Here is a 17220-nt window from a genome sequence, read left to right as displayed (position 1 = left end):
TCAACTGAATCCGCCGAGGTGGAGGCGTGTGTGTTCGCATTCGGAGACTTGTGTTCCAGGTCGGTTACAACCGGACATCGGCGACTATCCGTGGAAGAATCGAAGGATATCTCGCCGAGGATGTCGAGAATGCGCATGTGGCTCCGTCCCAGGGATGTCAGCGAAGTTCGCGACGAGCAGATGATAAGAGGAGAAGATCATGGCTAAGTACCTGATGCTCAAGCACTACAAGATGGCCCCCGAATACATGCAGTACACCCCGATGGAAGAGTGGACGCCGGGCGAAGTCGACGCGCACATCGGCTACATGAACGATTTCGCGGCGAGGTTGAAGGTCAGCGGCGAATTCGTCGACTCCCAGGCCCTGTCGCCCGAAGGGACCTTCGTGCGTTTCGACGGAGAGGGCAAGCCACCGGTCACCGACGGCCCCTTCCCCGAGACCAAGGATCTCATCGCCGGCTGGATGGTCATCGACGTCGAGTCCTACGATCGGGCGCTCGAACTCGCGGGCGAACTCTCGGCGGCACCGGGTGCCGGCGGCGAGCCGATCCGGGAGTGGCTCGAACTCCGTCCGTTCATGGGAGTGACCCCGTCTACGACGGACTGAGGGAGCTCGTTCCCATCGTGATCGGCATCCTCGAGCGGAGGGGAGCAGACTTCGCCACCGCCGAGGATGCCGTTCAGGATGCCCTGATCGAGGCGTTTCGCACGTGGCCGGAGAACGAACCCCGGGACAAAAAGGGGTGGCTGATCACGGTCGCCTGGCGCAAGTTCCTCGACCGCATCCGTGCGGAGTCCGCGCGCACTGCGCGGGAGGAACACGCCTTTGTGCTGGACACGGATGCGGCGACGACCTCGGCCGATGACACCGTCGATCTCTATTTCCTGTGCGCCCATCCGGACCTCAGCCCAGCCTCGGCGGTGGCACTGACTCTGCGGGCCGTCGGCGGGCTGACGACTCGACAGATCGCCGAGGCCTACCTGGTACCGGAGGCGACGATGGCTCAGCGCATCTCTCGGGCCAAGCGCACCCTGTCCGGACGCAGACTCAACCGCCCGGGAAACGTCTCCGCGGTCCTCACGGTCCTCTATCTCGTCTTCAACGAGGGCTACTCGGGTGACGTCGACCTCGCCGCAGAAGCCATCCGTCTCGCCCGGGCGCTGGCCGCATCGATCGAACACCCAGAGGTCTCCGGGCTGCTGGCCCTCATGCTCATCCACCATGCCCGCCGTCGAGCCCGGTTCACCGCCGAAGGGGCCCTGATCGCCCTCGCCGACCAGGACCGATCCCTGTGGGAGACCGAACTGATCGCCGAGGGCATCGCCATTCTGCAGACCGCGCTCGCCCGCGAGGAACTCGGCGAATTCCAGGTCCAGGCCGCCATCGGCGCTCTCCACGCCGATGCACAACGTGTCGAGGACACCGACTGGCCGCAGATCGTCGAATGGTACGACGAACTGCTCAAATTCCACGACAGCCCGATCGCATCCCTCAACCGGGCCGTCGCGATCGGTGAAGCCGAGGGGCCGGCGGCCGGACTGGCCCAACTGGACAGACTCGATGAGACTCTGCCGCGCTACTTCGCCGTCGAAGCCCACCTGCGAGAACGGGCGGGAGAAGTCGAGGCGGCGGCGAAGCTCTACGTCAAGGCCGCCGCCAAGGCCGGCAACCTCGCCGAGCGCGACCACCTCATGCGTCAGGCGGCCCGGCTGAACTCCGAACGCTGAAGACTGAGCGCCGAACTCGCGGTAGTCTGATCGCATGGTTGAGGCAAGCATGCACAGCGTCATGGAGACACTGGCGACATTGGAGGATCCCAAGGCCCGTGCCGTCAACGAGAAGCACGGCGACGATCACGGTGTGAATCTGACGAAGCTGCGGGCCGTGGCCAAGGAGCTGAAGAAGAACGACGACCTCGCCGTCGAACTGTGGGACACCGGGGATACCGCGGCGCGTCTCGTCGCGATCCTCATCATGCGCCCCCGCAGCTATGATGCGGAGGGCCTCGATGCCATGCTGCGCGATGCACGTGTGCCGAAGGTCCACGCCTGGCTGGTCAACTACATCGTCAAGAAGTCGAAGCATGCCGAAACACTGCGCCTGAGTTGGATGATCGACCCCGACCCGGTCGTGGCCTCAGCCGGGTGGGCATTGACCAGTGAGCGTGTGAACAAGTCGCCCGAAGGCCTTGACCTGCCCGGTCTCCTCGACATCATCGAGGCGCGGATGCTCGGCGCCGAAGACCGCCTGCAGTGGGCGATGAATGAAACCCTGTCCTACATCGGCATCGAGAACGAACAGCTGCGGCCACGTGCCATCGCCATCGGCGACCGCCTCGGCGTCCTCAAGGACTATCCGACCCCTCCGAACTGCACCTCCCCTTTCGCGCCGACCTGGATCACAGAGATCGTGGCCCGCCGAGAGGCGCAGTAAGCGTCGTCTAGACAGCCACGATGTGCGGGTGCTGTCGGTGGAAATCGGTGGCCTGTTGGAACGCATGCCCCGCGGCCAACAGCAGACTCTCCTGAAAGTCACCGGCGACGAACTGAGCGGCCAGCGGGGTGCCGCGCTCGGAGAATCCGGCGGGCAGGGTGATCGAGGGCATACCGCAGTTGTCGATGGGAGCCGTCGGAACCGTCACCGCGGCAAACAGCTCGGCATCCGAGCCGAGGTTCTCCATCTGCGTGATCGTCGGTGAGGCGGCTCCGATGCCCGGAAGCAGGAGCAGGTCGATGTCGGCCATGAGCCCGCGCATGCGACCGGTGAATGCCCGCCTGGATTCGAGCAGTTCGTGGTAGTCGACGGCGCTCAGTCGGCGCCCCACCTCGATGAGTCCGGCGAGATCGGGTCCGTACTCGGCCGATCTCGACGGGTAGTTCTCAGCATGAACGCCCGCGGTCTCGATTCCGCACAGCGCCGTCCATTCCTGTGCCGCTTCGGGAAACCCGGGGGTGCGTACGTCGAGGACGCGCCAACCGAGGTCGATGAGCACCTCGATCGTGGACTCCAGCATCTCATTGGTCACGTCATCGAAATGCTCGGCGGCCAGTTCGCGGTCGAAGCCGACGACCGGAGCGTGGTCGAGTTCGAGCTGCTGGCTGTAGCGGGGGACCGGTTCGAGGGCAGAGGTCGGGTCGTTGGGATCATGCCCGGCGATGGCCTCGAGGATGATGGCGGCGTCCCGGGCGCTGCGCGTCATCGGGCCGATGTGGTCGAGACTCGGCGCCAGTGGGAAGATGCCGTTGCGCGAGACCCGGCCCCACGTGGGTTTGAGTCCGGTGACCCCATTCGCCGAGGAAGGCAGTCGGATCGATCCGCCCGTGTCCGAACCCAGGGAGCCGTAGCAGAGTCCGGCGGCGGTCGCGACGCCCGAACCGGACGAGGAGGCTCCCGACCAGGTGTTCGGCTCCCAGGGATTGACCGGAGTCGGCAGGTCGGGGTGGTGGCCGGTGAACGCACCTTCGGTCAGTCGCAGCTTCCCGAGGATCACGGCCCCGGCAGCCCGCAGTCGAGCGACGACGGTGGCATCGTAGTCTGGCCGGAAGTCGGCGTGGATCGTGGTGCCCGCGCCCGTTGGTGCGTCGTGAGTGTAGGCCAGATCCTTGATCGCCAGCGGCACGCCGTGCAGCGGTCCCAGCCAGTCCCCGCGAGCCAGACGCGCATCGAGGACATCGGCTTCGGCCAGTGCCGATTCCCGCATCAGGGTGACGAAGGACAGAAGATGGGAGTCGAGCTCGGCGATCCGATCGAACATGCCCTGCGTGGCGTCTCTGGAGCTCAGTCGCCCGGACCTGATGAGTTCCGATACTTCGTGCAGTTCGCGGAACTCGAGTCCGCTGTTCGCCGCGGGTGTGCTGCTGGCCATGGACGCCTCCTTGCATCGGTTTTCCTCATGCTATCGGGGAAAGTCCGGAAAATCACTGCTGGTCAGATCCACCACCGGCAAGTTCTCGCAGGGCTTGGACGTGAGCGTCGGAAATTGCCGGTGCTGCCCTGCGCTCACATGGCCGCGGCCGCCACGGTGGCCGCGAGTTCGGTCGCACTGGCGAGATGGTCATCGGTGACTTCGCCGGTGACGATGAGAGGGTCGAAGGCGAGTTTCCAGCCAAGGCCCGTGGTGATCTGCGTCATCGCGGTCTCCGCCCCGGTCGTGTCATAGCCTCCGTGAATCCAATAGGAGAACGGGCGGCCGGCGGTCGGCAACCTGACTTCGTCGTATGTGGTGTCGAAGAAGTGTTTGAGGGCACCGGAGATGTAGCCGAAATTCGCCGTCGTGCCGAGGACGAATCCATCGGCGGCGAGCACGTCCGCGGACGTCGCCTCCAGTGCCGGACGGGCCGTCACGTCGACGGCACCCAGCTCCGGCATGCGCAGTCCGGACAACGCCGCCTCGGCGATTTCAGCCGTTGCCTGTGACGGAGAATGATGAACGAGCAATATGCTGACCATGGGACCAGACTAACCCTGCAGCAGTTCGACGAGGGAGGATTCGTGGCAGTCATCTTTGATCCGCTTCGAGAGCGGACGCGGCCCGCGGCCAGCCACAGTGATGAGGAGATCATCGACGTGCTCACCGGCGTTGATGAGACCGTGGGAGTCGATACCTCCGGGTGGGCGGTGCTGACCGGGGCCGGGATGAGCACGGACTCGGGAGTTCCCGACTATCGGGGGCCCAACGCGGTGCCACGGCAGCCGATGACGATCCAGACCTTCCTGTCCCACCCCGATCAGCGGGCCCGCTACTGGGCGCGCTCCTGGGTGGGCTGGCCGCGCATGCGCTCAGCGCGTCCGAACGCAGGTCATCTGGGACTCGCGGCGCTGCCCGTTGCCGGAGTAGTCACGCAGAACGTCGACGGACTCCACCAGGCCTCGGCGAGGCAGATGGGCAGCGACAGTCCGGTCATCGACCTGCACGGCAGCCTTGATCGTGTCATCTGCCTTGACCAGGGGCACATGTTCGACCGCGACTGGGTCCAGACCAGGCTCAGTGAGCTCAACCCCGACTTCGCGAAACTTGTGGGAATCGATCCGATCGATGTTGAGACGGCGCCCGACGGTGACGTGGATCTGGAGGAGACGGCGGACTTCATCGTGGCCGATTGCCCCCGCTGCGGCGGATTGCTCAAGCCAGACGTCGTGTACTTCGGTGATTCCGTGCCGTCGGCACGGCTGCAGGAAGCGAATCGCATCTGCGATGAGGCGAGCGGAATCGTCGTCCTCGGATCCTCACTCGCGGTGCTTTCCGGGCTGCGATTCGTACGGACGGCCGCTAAGGAATCGAAGCCGGTCGTCATCGTCACCGACGGTCCCACCAGGGGCGATGAGCTAGCCGACTACCGCTCGATCTCCCGCGTTGCCGATTTCGTGCAGGACTGGGCACTCAGAGGAATCCAAGGCGATGATGACAAGCTTCAGGCATGACCAATCTTGCGCGAACCGAACGCCTCCGCCTCGTCGATACAGCTCACAGGGCCGGTGAAGACGCCCCGACTCTGTGCGAGGGCTGGACGACACGTGACCTGGCCACACACCTCGTGATTCGCGAGCGTCATCCCGCTGCAGCCCTCGGCATCTTCATGCCGAAATTCGAGGGCAAGCGCGAGGATCAGGAGCAGGCGTATGCCTCGATGCCGTATTCGCATCTGCTGGGTCTGGTGGCATCCCCGCCGAGGTGGACTCCTGGCGGGTGGCCCGGCGTCGAATCGGTGATGAACACCGCCGAATACGTCGTCCACCATGAGGACATCCGCCGTGCTGCGATCGAGTGGATCCCACGCAGGCTGTCGCTGCCGGAGAACCGTGCGGTGTGGGCCGCGTGCCGAACCGCACTCCTGCCCTTCGCAGCCAAGGCCGAAGGTCGTGTGGAGATCTCCAGTCCCGGCTTCGGCCAGCGCAGTGCCGGCAGGCAAACCCGCGGAAGCAACGGGAAGGCCGACGGAATCACCATCACGGGCGAACCCGTGGAGATCCTGCTCTACCTCATGGGGCGTGAGCGGCGTGCCCTCGTCGACGTAAAGTGAAACGGCTGCTTCAGCGAAACGGGGGAAAACCCCCGAGCAGCGCAACGGTTTATATCATTCACCCCGCCGCGCAGAGTTCCTAAGCTGGTACCAACAGCACAGAGACGAGCAGAGGCAGAATCATGGACACCAACTACACCCCCAACCTCGACAGCAGCCAGCACTCCGGCAGCCGGGGCTACTACGACCCTACCGAGAACTACGGCACAGGCGCGCAGCCGCAGCCGCCGCAGTCATACCGTCCTCGAACCGAGGAGGATCCGGGTAAGGTCCTCGGGATCATCTCCCTGGTCGCGACCCTGTCGACGTTCCTCGGTTTCAATTTCCTCGGCCCGATCATCGGTATCATCACCGGTCACATGGCACGCAAGAACTCACGCGGCGCAGGCTTCGCCGACAACGAGATGGGCAAATGGGGCTTCATCCTCGGCATCGTGTTCATCTCGGTGGCAGCACTGGGCGGACTGCTCGGCCTGTCCATCGCAGGCTTCGCCGGACTCGCCGGCCTGCTGGGAGCCTGAGCCTCAGACAGACTGAGACTCAGTACCCAACCCAGGCTCCGCGCTCCTGATCGAGCACGCGAGGGTGGAGCAGGGTCGAAGCCTCAACGTCGCCGACGGAGGCCCGATCACGGTCGGGCGGGAACGTGGTGGAAGAAGCGAGCACCTCAGGAGTCGCGAATTTCAATCCCTCGGGCGCGTCCCGGGGGATTGTCACGTCCGGACCCTTCTGGCTGGTCCCGTCGTGTTCAGAGACATCGGCGAGGAAATACCCCCAGTCACCGAAGCTGGGAACATCGACGTGATAGGGCGTGGTGGTCAGGCCCGCCTCGGCGACGGCCTCTCCGATGCCCCAGTACGCTTCCGGCGCGAAGTACGGGGAGCCGGCCTGGACGACGAGGCGGGCCTCGGGGGACATCACCTGCTTGATCAGACCGTAGAACTCGATGCTGTAGAGCTTCGAGGTGGCCACATCGTCGGGGTCGGGCAGATCGGCGATGACCGCATCGTAAGCGGTGTGCTTGGCTTCACGAAGCCAAGTGAAGGCGTCCGCGGCGATGGTTCTCACTCGGGGATCGTCAAGGGAGTCTTCGTTGAAGTCGGTGAAGTGGTCCGAGGTCCTCGCGAGTTCGAGGACGCGTGGGTCGAGGTCGACGAGCGTCACCGATTCGACGTCCGGGTACTTGAGGATCTCCCGCACGGCCAGGCCGTCCCCGCCGCCGAGGACGAGGACGTTTCGCTTGGGGCCGTCCATGAGCGGATGGACCAGGGACTCGTGATAACGGTATTCGTCGGCCGAGGCGAACTGCAGGTCCCCATTGAGATAGAGCCTTGTGTCCCCGGTCTTCTGCGACTCGGTGAGCACGATCTCCTGATAGTCCGTGCGCTGGGAGTACACGATCGGGTCGCGGTAGAGACGCTGGCGGGTGGTCATCTCGATGTCGTCGGTGAACACCCAGACGACGGTGAGCCCGCCGACGATGAGGACGAGCAGACCCGCCAGGATCACCTGCGTTCGGGTGCGGATCTCAGTGCGGAAGAGCCAGAGGACGATGAGGATGCCGACGACGGCGTTCGTGATCCCCACAGCCAGAGCGCCTCTGGGCAGACCGAAGACCGGAAGCAGGATGAACGGGAAGGCGAGACCCCCGACCAGCCCGCCGACGTAGTCCGCGGCGAAGAGATCGGCCACGGCGCTGGAGGCCTTCTGCGCACGGATGCGTTGGACGAGCTCCATGAGCAGAGGGATCTCCGCGCCGATGAGCGCACCGATGACGAAGGCGAGGGCGACCATCGCCACGGTGTAGACGTCGGCGAAGGCGAATGCGAGGTAGAGCAGGATGACCGAGAGACCGCCGATGATGCCCAGGGCCGCCTCGATGAGGGCGAAGGCGACGGCGGCGAATTCGGTCAGGCGCTTCGTGGCCAGGGACCCGATGCCCATCGCGAAGACCATGACGGAGAGGACGATCGAGGCCTGGACGATCGTGTCGCCCAGTAGGTAGGAGCCCAGAGCGACGAGCGCGAGCTCGTAGACCATGCCGCAGCTGGCGCAGATGAAGACGGCCAGGAGTACGAAGAAGCGGGCAGGTCCTGGCTTCAGCGGCAGCGTGATCGGTCTGCTGCCGCTGATCGAATCGGCGTCACCGGTTTCGGTCGATGAACTCAAAGGAGTGCTGCGGCCATGATGCCCGCGATGCCCACATGAGCCGTGGCATTGACCCAGACTTCAGGGTGAAGCTGATCGGCATTGACGATGTCGCCGAGCTTGCCGGGGGTGAAGGCGTCGATGAGCAGGAAGCTCAGGGCCATGAGGATGATGCCGACGAGGCCGAAGACCAGGGTGGAGATGATGCCGAAGAGGAAGTCATCGGAGCTGGCCCGGATCGCGGCGATGACGATGATTGCGACTCCGGCGAGGTCGGATGCGACGAGGACCGCGGCGTTCCGCGACTTCTGCTCCCAGAGGATGACGTGCAGTTTTCCGGGAGTGAGGAGGTCGACGACGAAGTAGCCGATGAGCATGAGCGCGAGGCCGCTCACAGCGTAGGAGAGGACGATCCCGATCTCAAGGAAGAGTTCTGCCAACATGATTGCCTTTCAGAGTGCTGTCGGTGCTGTCATTTGCCGGTGCCGGGTCCGCCGCCCCGGAACCCTGAGCCGTCGCCGTAGTTCGATCCGGTGCTGCTGGAGCTGCCGCCGAAGAAAGGCAGGAAGAAGAATCCTCCACCGCCACCCGAGCCGTCCGAGTCATCCGTGCAGCCATTCATGATGTTGCCGAGGATCAGGACGATGACGATGAGGATGACGACGGTGCCGCAGCCGGAGCGCTTCTTCGGGCCGCCGGAGTTGTTGTTCGAGGGCCCGGAGCCGCGATTGCCTCCGGACCCGCGGTCTCCACCGCCGGATGCGCGCCCGTTCTCGGCATCGAAGTTGAAGGAGCCTCCGCCCATGGAGACGTTGGGATCGTGACTCATGATCTCCTCCTCAGCTGACTCTGGCTGTGCACGATCTGTCGGTGCTGCGGATAGCAGTGCCAGCTCTGCCAAGAGACCTGCTCCGACGTCATGTCAGTGAGCGCCAATGCTGTGAGCGCACCCGGTTCACCGGGGAAGTCGACGACGAGATGACGGTCATGGGCACTCGAACGGGCCACCACCTCGGCGGCGGCATCGCTGAAGCTGCCGGCCACATCCGTGAGTTCACACCGGAACTGATGTCGGGTGAAACTCGACCAGGTTCCAGCGGTGGTGCGAGTCGTGTCCCAGGCGGGACGCTCATCCTCGCCGAGGCAGGCGAAGGTTTCGATGAATGAGTCGGTGTCGTTCTCGCTCAGGATCACCTGGTGGGATGAGCCGATGACGTGGAGTTCGAGACGCGAGCGGTCCTGCCTATTCGCCGACGGCAGCTCGATGAAGTCTGAGGCCAGAGGGGTGATGCGGCCGTGGTCGAGGCTGAAGGTCAGCGCCTGGGCAGACGTATCGGCGAATGCCACGTCGACGCTCACGTGCTGGGTCACCACCGGACCGGTCAATGGGGGAGTGAGCGTCATCAGCTGCCCGAATAGATGGTGAAGGAGCCGACCGGGATCGATTCGCCGGTGCTCACTTCCCAACGGCCGTGGTCGAAGCGTTCGAAGGCGAGCAGCTTGTGGTCATCGGACTCGTAGTCGACATAGTCCACGCCGCCCTTCTCATTGAGGCCGGTGGTGCCCTCGGAGCGGTAGGAGGCGGTCCCGTGCTCGACGAGTTTGTACTCGGTGCCCTCGATCGTGATGGTCTTCGCCTTGGGCTCGATGTCGAGCTCGGGGCGATCACTCCACCGGGAGACCTGCAGGTCCGGATCCTTCTCGACGGTCAGCCACAGGCGGGTGGCGGACTGGTCTGCCTGGAAGAAGTGCTCGGCCCAGTCGTAGCCGCCCTCGGAGATGCGCAGGGTCCCGCGGACGAAGAACTTCTCATTGCCGAATTCGAGCAGGTCGCCGGCCTTGATCGTCTCCGGATCCCCGCCGGTGTTCTGTTCGGGGGCGAACGGATCCTGCGGTCGGCGGGGTGCGGCCGCATTCTCGTCGAACTTGCGGCGGCTCGCGGCGCGCCTGCGGACGATGATCACCGTGATGATGATGACGACGATGAATACCAATACGGTGATGAGGATGTTGGACGACACGGGTGCCTGCTTCACTCAGTTAGCCGGAACTTTCACACTCAACTGTAGTCGAAACGTCCCTCGAGCGCGGTCATGGAATCCGCAGGGAAGAAACCGAGATCCCGGTTGAGCGCGTGCATCGGCGCGTTGCTCGTGGCTGTGTAGGTCTGGACCCATGAAGCCTGGGCGGCCTCCGGGATGTCGTGGAGCTGGCGCATGTTTGCGACCTTGAGTCCGCGTCCGATGCCGCGACCGCGATACGCACCGTCGACGAAGGTGTCCTCCTGGATGACGATGTCCGGTTCGTGGCCCGAGACCATGATCTCCGTATAGCCGACAGGGGCGGGGCCGGTGAAGTCGTCGTCGATGTGCGCGATCGAGCTGACGAGGATCCAGCCCTGCTGCGCCATCCGCTCCTCATGGGTGCGAATCGCGCTCGCACCGGCATGTTTGAGAGTGCGAGTCAGTTCGCCGACGGGGACATCCTCGTCCATCTGTTCCTGCAGCCCCACCCAATCCTCGACCGCTTCGTCCGGGCAGCCGCCGATCCACGAGGTGATCGACATGGAAGGATCGGGCGCTGCGGTCAGACGCGACTTCGCATCCGGGTTCTTGTAGCGGTTCGCATCCTCGTGCAGGTAGGCCGGCAGGTCGAGTAGGAGGCGATGTTCCTGGTTGCCTATGCGCAGGCCCTGGGTTTGAGCGAAGGCCACGCCTTCCGGGCAGTAGGTCTCGGTCTGGACGAGGTCCGCGCGCCCGCGCAGCAGCTCCTCGACGGCTCCGGCTATCGAGGTGCCGTGGCCTCGGCGCCGGCGGGCGGGCACAACTCCGATCTCGACATCGGCGGGAGCATCGGTGACGATGTTGATCTCCGCTCCGCCGATGGCCTCCTCGCCGAGGTGGGCCAGGAGTGCGATGTCCACCTTGTCCGAACGTGGGTGGGCGAACTGGGTGAGGGTGGATTCGAGACTCTGCCACCAGGGTGCGGTTCGATCAGCAGTGTAGGCCGCGCGCATGAGGTCGTGCCAACGCGTGAGCCCGCCGACATCGTCGGGCTCGATGCAGGTGATCCGGACATCGACCATGTCACGAGTCGACCATGGCCCGACACGGATTTCAAGGATTCCGGTGCGAGTCCCTGCCGTCCTCAGGTCCCGCCTCACCGGTGGGTTCGTCTTTGGGAAGGCGCGAGCCGATGTGCGCATCGGAACGATTCATCACCCGGTAGACGAGGAAAGCCCCCACACTGACGATCACTATGATGGACAGGATGAGGAAGATGACCGCGCCGAGACCGGGTTCCATCACTTGGCCATTCGACGACGGTCAAGGAAATTCGCGAAACGGGCGCGGAAGGAACCCATGCCGATCGAACCGGTGACTCGGATGATCGGCTTGCGTCCCTCTGGGACGGCGTTGACCACGGACTTCACCGAACCCCAGGACTTCGACAGAGAGTCGATGTTGACGGCCCAGTCATCGGGGACGACGACGATCACAGACCCCATGCCGGCGACGACTTCGACATCGATGACCGCGAGGCCGGTCTCGACCTCGAGGAAGTTCAGTTCGATGTTCGCCCCTGTCGGGTGACACCGAATATAGGGAGGAACCTGCCATTTGGCGCGGCGGACCTCGTTCTCCCAGCCGGCCTTGATGACCAATGGCTCTCCTGCCTCGATGGCCTGCCCTGCGGGAGTCGATCGAGTGAGAGATGAGCCGGGACGGAAGCGATCAGAGGGCAGATCGGTGGTGAGGTCGGCGAGGACCTCGTCGAGATCGATCGGGAACCGGGCGGCATGGACCTTCTCCATGCGCTCGTCGAGTTCCTCAACCGTGATCCGGCCGTCGCCGGCGGCTTCGCGCAGGACTTCAATCGCTTCGTCGCGCTCTTTGTGTCCGATGCGGTAGGTCTTCGCAGGGTCGTTTTCGGCAGGGAAGTTGTCGGGGGAATCGGGGGTGGAGTGGCTCATAGCCTCTATCGTGCCCGATCACACCGCCGCTTACAACGGACTGCACCGGGCATCGGGCGCGGCGATGGGCTGCAGGTCACCCTGGCGTCGAGGAGCGGTCCGTGTGTCGTGTCAGCCGTTGGCATTAGGCTAGGAGAGTGTCCACCGCACTGTACAGAAGATACCGCCCAGAGACCTTCGATGAGGTCATCGGTCAAGAGCATGTGACCGATCCGCTGAAGGCCGCGATCGAACGTGGCCGCATCAACCATGCCTATCTGTTCTCCGGCCCCCGAGGCTGCGGCAAGACCACCTCGGCTCGGATCCTGGCGAGGTGCCTCAACTGTGCCAAGGGCCCGACTCCTGTGCCCTGCGGTGAGTGCCCGAGCTGTGAGGACCTGGCCAACGGCGGTCCGGGATCCCTCGACGTCGTGGAGATCGACGCGGCCAGCCACAACGGTGTCGACGATGCCCGTGACCTGCGTGAGCGTGCAATCTATGCCCCGGCTCGCGACCGGTATAAGGTCTTCATCCTCGATGAGGCTCACATGGTGACCTCGCAGGGCTTCAACGCTCTGCTCAAGATCGTCGAAGAGCCGCCGCCTCACATCAAGTTCATCTTCGCGACGACCGAGCCTGAGAAGGTCATCGGCACGATCCGCTCGCGGACCCATCATTACCCGTTCAGGTTGGTTCCGCCCGAGGCACTGGGCAACTACATGGAAGATCTGTGCAACCGCGAAGGTGTGCAGGTCGCCAAGGGTGTGCTGCCGCTCGTCGTGCGCGCCGGCGGCGGTTCCGTGCGTGACACACTGTCCGTCCTCGACCAGCTCATTGCCGGTTCGGGTCCCGACGGTGTCGACTACGCCGGAGCCATCGCACTCTTGGGCTACACCCCTGACTCCCTGCTCAGCGACATCGTCGATGCGTTCTCCGCCGGTGACGGCGGCGGGGTGTACCGGGCCGTCGAACGTGTCATCGAGTCCGGTCAGGATCCGCGTCGCTTCGTCGAGGACCTGCTCGAGCGCACGCGAGACCTCATCGTCATCAATGCTGCTCCTGAAGCCGCTCACGCCTTCCTGCCGGAGGCCCCTCCCGACCGCCTCGAACGACTGACTCTGCAGGCCAGAGGGTTCGGCCAGGGCGAACTTTCGCGTGCCGCCGACCTTCTCAACCAGGGTCTGACCGAAATGTCAGGAGCAACCTCACCGAGGCTGCAGCTCGAGCTGATCTGTGCGCGTATTCTTCTGCCCGGTTCGGGCCGCAGCCGCGATGCCGTGCTCAGCCGTGTCGAACGGATAGAACGCCGGATCGGCATGTCCGCATCGGGAACGGCCGCAAACATTCCGCCCGCCCCGCAGGATGGAGTGCAGGACAACACCGCCCAGCCGGTTGCCGGTGCCCAGCAGCGAGAAGCTGCTCCGTCGAGTTCGGCGCAGGCAGCTTCGGCACAGTCTGCGCAGGCGCCTGCAGCGCAGCCCTCAAGCCAAGCACCACATGATGATTTCGACGACCTCGCCGAAATGGCTGTCGCCGCGGAATCCATGCTCAACGAGCCGCCGCGCTCGACTCCAGATCCATCACCGTCAGCGAACGCAGCCGCAGAAACAGAACTTTCCCAAGAGCCCGCGGTCGAACCAGCACCGCAGAACCAGGCTCCGGCGTCTCCTGTTCAGGCGGAGCAGGCCCGAGCTGCACAGGAACCCCGAGTGCAGCGCGAACCGGAAGTCGGTGCACCACCGCAGGAATCAGCCCCGGATGCTGGCTCTGCTCCGGAAAGCGGCGCCGTGGCCGGTGCCGGCAACATCGGCGGCGAGATCGAAGCTATTCGACGAGCCTGGCCGAGCATCCTCGCAGCAGTCGAGAAGCGCAGTCGCCTGACCAGGGCGATCATTGCTGCGAATGCGATCCCGCAGTCGTACTCGGAGGGTGTCGTCTATCTCGGATTCAACAACGCCGGTTCCGTCCAGGGCTTCCAGCAGAGAGACCACGCAGCGAAGCTGGCGATGGCGATCAATGATGTCCTCGGCATCCAAGCTTGCATCGATATCGGCGACGTCGGTCGTATAGGTGGAAATTCGAGTCAGGCGGATGCCGGGCGCGGAACCGGCGGCAAGGGCGCCTCGGCACCGGTGGCGAATGAGGCCGCCGGCAACCGGGGGCAGGCTCCCGCGCAGAGGCGACCCAGCCCTCAGGAAGTCGCCGCGGTCGTCGGCACTCGCGAGGTCGACAAACCGCAGGTTGATCACGAGAAATTCTGGGAGACCAGCGGCTCTCCTCAAGGTCCTTGGTCCGACGACGACGAGGAGGGAGAACAGCCGGCGTCAGACGAAGCTCCACAATCACCGACTGATTCCGAGCCCGACGCCCCAACGGATGTCGACCATCAGGCCTACGACGATTCGGGCAGCCACGCCGGACCAGAAGGAGAACCCGGCCCGGACGGCCTCGCCGGGTCGGCTGATCAAGCGCAACTGGTCGACGAGCCGACGGCGTCCGAAGATCCAGAGGAATCAACACAATCCCAGGGACCATCGGAGTCCGATGAGCCGATGATCGAAGAGCCAGCTGTGGAGGCACCGAAGCCAGACGAGCCAGCGGCGGATTCGGATATCGTCGTGCCCGATCTCTCGGACGATGACTTCTTCAGCGGCCCTTCCGACAACGCGTCTGATCAGCAATCCGAAATGGATCCACTGGCGCACACCACAGCACCGGCGACACCGGACGCACCGATGGAGTATGTGCAGCCACGGTGGGAGGAGCCGGCCTGGCACGATGGGCCGAGCGCTGGCGACCCGAACCTCGGTGGTTCCCCAGGCGGCAAGGGTTCGTCGAACGATTCAATCGACGAGTCCACGAGCGCGGGTTCGGGAGCTGTGGAAGTCGGAGCGCTGGTGGTGCCTCCGCCAGAGGATGATGATCTCGACTTCCTCGGTGACTACGCGGAAGGGGATATGGGACTGTCGGATTCTGCGGCACAGCCAACTTCGCAGTCGCAGGCTCAATCGGCACAGTCCTCGCGACCTCAGGGACATGGGGGCACGAAGCCATTCAAATCCCGTTTCGCTGCTCTGGCCGAGAAGCACGGAGGCGCCACCCCACCGCAGCCGGCCCAGACCGGAGCAAACGCGTACCCGCAGGATGCGAACGGCTCATTGCCCGGAAACGGTGCGGTGGACGAAAGCGCAGATGATCAGCCCCAACGCCCCGGAGCCGACGAAGACGAATATGATCCGGAGACGGACCTCGACGTCTCGGAAGCTCCACAGATCGGCGTGGCCGTGATCGCACGCGTCCTCGGCGGCGAAATCATTGATGAAAGAGAAGTATGAGCGCGGTTTACGAAGGTGCCCTGCAGGACCTGGTCGAAGAATTCGGCAAGCTTCCGGGCATCGGCCCGAAGTCCGCGCAGCGGCTGGCGTTCCACATTCTCCAATCTGAATCCGCCGACGTCAGCGCCCTGGCTCAGGCCCTGACCGAAGTGAAGAAGCGCGTGCGCTTCTGCGATATCTGCGGCAATGTCTCTGAGGAGGCAGAGTGCACCGTCTGTCAGGATCCGCGTCGTGATCGTTCGATGATCTGCGTCGTCGAGGAGCCGAAGGATGTCGTCGCCATCGAACGCACCCGCGAATACAGGGGCCTCTATCACGTCCTCGGCGGCGCGATCGATCCCATGGCAGGAGTCGGTCCCGACAATCTGCGCATCAAAGAGCTGATGCCGCGTCTGCAGGACGGTGAGGTCAAGGAATGTGTCATCGCCACCGACCCCAACCTCGAGGGTGAAGCCACAGCCACCTACCTCGTGCGGCTGCTCAACTCTTTGGGAGTCACCGTGACCAGGCTGGCCTCGGGACTGCCCGTCGGAGGGGACCTTGAATACGCCGACGAGGTCACTCTCGGACGGGCCTTCTCCGGTCGCCGCGCAATGGACTGAACTGTCTCTGCCGAGCTTCTCCTGCTGCGGGAGAAAGTATCGACCGTCCTATTGACACCTTATCGATTATCGTGAAGTATATTGTTTATCGATATATCGAGAAACGATAAGAAGTCGCAGGTCGAGACGGCGAATTCGAAGTCTACTGCTTGACGGTTCTGAGAGGTTCGCCGAAGAAGGAAGGCAGAATCATGACACAGGGAAACAGGCAGGGTGAACTGCCCGACGAGGCTGCCAAGCGGAAGGCATTCGGCACTGGATACGAACTCTGGGTCGGACTGGCGATCGGATTCTACGTCATCTATGCCGTGACGGAGCTGATCACCGACCTCGTCCACGAGAAGATCACGCTGCCGCTGGAGTTCGAGTCGGAGGCTGTGGCCACGCTCGACTTTCCGGGGGCGGATGCCACGCTGAGCGGTCTGACACAGATAACGGTGGCGACCACAGATCTGGCCACCGCGACGTTGGTGCTCCTTCTCATTGCGAAGATCACTCTGATCCTCACCTTCATAGTTGCAGCGATATCGATCGTTCCCATCATCAGAGACATCGCCAAAGGTGACCCGTTCACCGGCCGTTCGATCACAGCGCTCGGAGTGCTCGAGAGTTTCATCGCTGTCGGGTGCCTGGTGTACTTCGGCGCCATGGTGCTGGGCAGCAACATGGTCTCACGAGACCTCGATATCGCCGATGATGTCGGTCCCGGTGTGACGACCGTACTGGCGTTCACACTGTTGGGCGTCGTCGGAGGGATCGAGCTGCTGCGCAGGTGCTACAAGTCGGGACAGAAGGCCCAGGAAGAGCTGGACGGTCTCGTCTGATGGTCGAGGAATTCGAATCACTACACGTCGTCTGTCACCTTGACTCGCTGCTGACTCAGCGGGGTCTGAGTCTGACTGAGCTCTCGAAGCTTGTTGATGTGTCCTTGGCGAACCTCTCAGTTCTCAAGAACAACCGGGCCAAGGCCATCAGATACTCAACACTCATCGCACTCTGCCAGGTTCTGGACTGCCAGCCCGGGGACCTGTTCACCGTCAACGTTCGACCCGACTGAGACGAGCAGAGCACGTCGTCGCTTGAGGGGTCGAGATCGTCAACAGCTCGGGGATCTCAGCGGATCCACGAAGCAAAGCCCGGGAACCTGAGCAGTGTCTGAATG

Annotated in this window: 20 protein-coding genes; 10 read left to right on the top strand and 10 right to left on the bottom strand. The window is 63.9% G+C overall.

What is annotated here, in order from left to right; all coding sequences use genetic code 11:
• The first annotated feature begins 199 nt into the window (after positions 1-199).
• From FO013_RS08650 to FO013_RS08640, 3 genes are read left to right on the top strand one after another with little or no spacing between them, the layout of a single operon-like run.
• A complete protein-coding gene (locus tag FO013_RS08650) occupies positions 200-607 on the top strand; it encodes a YciI family protein (protein WP_143922138.1) in 408 nt (135 codons plus the stop codon).
• A complete protein-coding gene (locus tag FO013_RS08645) occupies positions 556-1728 on the top strand; it encodes an RNA polymerase sigma factor (RefSeq protein WP_222103591.1) in 1173 nt (390 codons plus the stop codon). The genes FO013_RS08650 and FO013_RS08645 overlap by 52 nt, the downstream gene beginning before the upstream one ends.
• 34 nt (positions 1729-1762) lie before the next feature.
• The gene (locus FO013_RS08640; protein WP_143922137.1) at positions 1763-2434 is read left to right on the top strand and encodes a DNA alkylation repair protein; all 672 of its coding nucleotides are present in this window, start codon (positions 1763-1765) and stop codon (positions 2432-2434) included.
• A 7-nt stretch (positions 2435-2441) separates the two neighbouring features.
• Here the strand turns inward: FO013_RS08640 and FO013_RS08635 are convergent, their stop codons facing one another.
• Together FO013_RS08635 and FO013_RS08630 are read right to left on the bottom strand one after the other, a co-directional pair.
• Complete coding sequence (locus FO013_RS08635) at positions 2442-3866, bottom strand: amidase (protein ID WP_143922136.1); 1425 nt, start codon at positions 3864-3866, stop codon at positions 2442-2444.
• A 134-nt stretch (positions 3867-4000) separates the two neighbouring features.
• On the bottom strand, positions 4001-4450 hold the full coding sequence (locus tag FO013_RS08630; protein ID WP_143922135.1) for a flavodoxin family protein: 450 nt from the start codon (positions 4448-4450) through the stop codon (positions 4001-4003).
• Positions 4451-4492: 42 nt separating this feature from the next.
• On the opposite strand from FO013_RS08630, the gene FO013_RS08625 reads away from it, so the two are divergent.
• From FO013_RS08625 to FO013_RS08615, 3 genes are all read left to right on the top strand, one after another.
• Positions 4493-5422, top strand: a complete 930-nt coding sequence (locus FO013_RS08625) for a Sir2 family NAD-dependent protein deacetylase (RefSeq protein WP_143922134.1) — start codon at positions 4493-4495, stop codon at positions 5420-5422.
• Positions 5419-6021 (top strand): TIGR03085 family metal-binding protein, encoded by a 603-nt coding sequence (locus tag FO013_RS08620; protein ID WP_143922133.1) that lies wholly within the window; start codon positions 5419-5421, stop codon positions 6019-6021. Before FO013_RS08625 ends, FO013_RS08620 begins: the two co-directional genes overlap by 4 nt.
• A gap of 122 nt (positions 6022-6143) precedes the next feature.
• Positions 6144-6542, top strand: a complete 399-nt coding sequence (locus tag FO013_RS08615; RefSeq protein WP_143922132.1) for a DUF4190 domain-containing protein — start codon at positions 6144-6146, stop codon at positions 6540-6542.
• A 19-nt stretch (positions 6543-6561) separates the two neighbouring features.
• On the opposite strand, the gene FO013_RS08610 is transcribed toward FO013_RS08615, so the two are convergent.
• From FO013_RS08610 to FO013_RS08575, 8 genes are read right to left on the bottom strand one after another with little or no spacing between them, the layout of a single operon-like run.
• A complete protein-coding gene (locus FO013_RS08610; RefSeq protein WP_143922131.1) occupies positions 6562-8190 on the bottom strand; it encodes a polyamine aminopropyltransferase in 1629 nt (542 codons plus the stop codon).
• On the bottom strand, positions 8187-8612 hold the full coding sequence (locus tag FO013_RS08605; protein ID WP_143922130.1) for a DUF350 domain-containing protein: 426 nt from the start codon (positions 8610-8612) through the stop codon (positions 8187-8189). The genes FO013_RS08610 and FO013_RS08605 overlap by 4 nt, the downstream gene beginning before the upstream one ends.
• 29 nt (positions 8613-8641) lie before the next feature.
• The gene (locus tag FO013_RS08600; protein ID WP_143922129.1) at positions 8642-8998 is read right to left on the bottom strand and encodes a hypothetical protein; all 357 of its coding nucleotides are present in this window, start codon (positions 8996-8998) and stop codon (positions 8642-8644) included.
• Positions 8995-9573: a DUF2617 family protein gene (locus FO013_RS08595; RefSeq protein ID WP_143922128.1), complete on the bottom strand. Its 579-nt coding sequence runs from the start codon at positions 9571-9573 to the stop codon at positions 8995-8997. The genes FO013_RS08600 and FO013_RS08595 overlap by 4 nt, the downstream gene beginning before the upstream one ends.
• The gene (locus FO013_RS08590) at positions 9573-10190 is read right to left on the bottom strand and encodes a DUF4178 domain-containing protein (protein ID WP_143922346.1); all 618 of its coding nucleotides are present in this window, start codon (positions 10188-10190) and stop codon (positions 9573-9575) included. The genes FO013_RS08595 and FO013_RS08590 overlap by 1 nt, the downstream gene beginning before the upstream one ends.
• Positions 10191-10228: 38 nt before the next feature.
• The gene (locus FO013_RS08585; RefSeq protein WP_143922127.1) at positions 10229-11254 is read right to left on the bottom strand and encodes a GNAT family N-acetyltransferase; all 1026 of its coding nucleotides are present in this window, start codon (positions 11252-11254) and stop codon (positions 10229-10231) included.
• A gap of 31 nt (positions 11255-11285) precedes the next feature.
• Positions 11286-11477 carry a hypothetical protein gene (locus tag FO013_RS08580; protein ID WP_143922126.1) on the bottom strand — a complete coding sequence of 64 codons (192 nt, stop codon included), beginning with the start codon at positions 11475-11477 and terminating at the stop codon, positions 11286-11288.
• Positions 11474-12142 (bottom strand): DUF1707 SHOCT-like domain-containing protein, encoded by a 669-nt coding sequence (locus tag FO013_RS08575; protein ID WP_143922125.1) that lies wholly within the window; start codon positions 12140-12142, stop codon positions 11474-11476. Before FO013_RS08575 ends, FO013_RS08580 begins: the two co-directional genes overlap by 4 nt.
• Before the next feature lie 137 nt (positions 12143-12279).
• On the opposite strand from FO013_RS08575, the gene FO013_RS08570 reads away from it, so the two are divergent.
• The 4 genes from FO013_RS08570 to FO013_RS08555 all read left to right on the top strand — a co-directional run bounded on the left by FO013_RS08570 (position 12280) and on the right by FO013_RS08555 (position 17115).
• Positions 12280-15456: a DNA polymerase III subunit gamma and tau gene (locus FO013_RS08570; RefSeq protein WP_143922124.1), complete on the top strand. Its 3177-nt coding sequence runs from the start codon at positions 12280-12282 to the stop codon at positions 15454-15456.
• A complete protein-coding gene (recR, locus tag FO013_RS08565) occupies positions 15453-16058 on the top strand; it encodes a recombination mediator RecR (RefSeq protein ID WP_143922123.1) in 606 nt (201 codons plus the stop codon). Before FO013_RS08570 ends, recR begins: the two co-directional genes overlap by 4 nt.
• Before the next feature lie 191 nt (positions 16059-16249).
• Positions 16250-16882 (top strand): DUF2975 domain-containing protein, encoded by a 633-nt coding sequence (locus FO013_RS08560; RefSeq protein ID WP_143922122.1) that lies wholly within the window; start codon positions 16250-16252, stop codon positions 16880-16882.
• On the top strand, positions 16882-17115 hold the full coding sequence (locus FO013_RS08555) for a helix-turn-helix domain-containing protein (RefSeq protein ID WP_009883155.1): 234 nt from the start codon (positions 16882-16884) through the stop codon (positions 17113-17115). The genes FO013_RS08560 and FO013_RS08555 overlap by 1 nt, the downstream gene beginning before the upstream one ends.
• The last annotated feature ends 105 nt before the right edge of the window (positions 17116-17220 follow it).

It is taken from the genome of Brevibacterium aurantiacum (genome assembly GCF_007558825.1).
Taxonomy (GTDB): Bacteria; Actinomycetota; Actinomycetes; order Actinomycetales; family Brevibacteriaceae; genus Brevibacterium; species Brevibacterium aurantiacum_A.
The sequence above is the reverse complement of the archived record's forward strand: the minus strand, read 5'-3'. Positions and strand labels throughout refer to the sequence as shown.

Excerpts from the sequence above, each read along its gene's own strand:
- FO013_RS08650 (WP_143922138.1), top strand. The coding sequence starts at position 200 with ATGGCTAAGTACCTGATGCTCAAGCACTACAAGATGGCCCCCGAATAC.
- FO013_RS08640 (WP_143922137.1), top strand. The coding sequence starts at position 1,763 with ATGGTTGAGGCAAGCATGCACAGCGTCATGGAGACACTGGCGACATTG.
- FO013_RS08635 (WP_143922136.1), bottom strand. The coding sequence starts at position 3,866 with ATGGCCAGCAGCACACCCGCGGCGAACAGCGGACTCGAGTTCCGCGAA.
- FO013_RS08630 (WP_143922135.1), bottom strand. The coding sequence starts at position 4,450 with ATGGTCAGCATATTGCTCGTTCATCATTCTCCGTCACAGGCAACGGCT.
- FO013_RS08620 (WP_143922133.1), top strand. The coding sequence starts at position 5,419 with ATGACCAATCTTGCGCGAACCGAACGCCTCCGCCTCGTCGATACAGCT.
- FO013_RS08615 (WP_143922132.1), top strand. The coding sequence starts at position 6,144 with ATGGACACCAACTACACCCCCAACCTCGACAGCAGCCAGCACTCCGGC.
- FO013_RS08605 (WP_143922130.1), bottom strand. The coding sequence starts at position 8,612 with ATGTTGGCAGAACTCTTCCTTGAGATCGGGATCGTCCTCTCCTACGCT.
- FO013_RS08600 (WP_143922129.1), bottom strand. The coding sequence starts at position 8,998 with ATGAGTCACGATCCCAACGTCTCCATGGGCGGAGGCTCCTTCAACTTC.
- FO013_RS08595 (WP_143922128.1), bottom strand. The coding sequence starts at position 9,573 with ATGACGCTCACTCCCCCATTGACCGGTCCGGTGGTGACCCAGCACGTG.
- FO013_RS08585 (WP_143922127.1), bottom strand. The coding sequence starts at position 11,254 with ATGGTCGATGTCCGGATCACCTGCATCGAGCCCGACGATGTCGGCGGG.
- FO013_RS08575 (WP_143922125.1), bottom strand. The coding sequence starts at position 12,142 with ATGAGCCACTCCACCCCCGATTCCCCCGACAACTTCCCTGCCGAAAAC.
- recR (WP_143922123.1), top strand. The coding sequence starts at position 15,453 with ATGAGCGCGGTTTACGAAGGTGCCCTGCAGGACCTGGTCGAAGAATTC.
- FO013_RS08560 (WP_143922122.1), top strand. The coding sequence starts at position 16,250 with ATGACACAGGGAAACAGGCAGGGTGAACTGCCCGACGAGGCTGCCAAG.
- FO013_RS08555 (WP_009883155.1), top strand. The coding sequence starts at position 16,882 with ATGGTCGAGGAATTCGAATCACTACACGTCGTCTGTCACCTTGACTCG.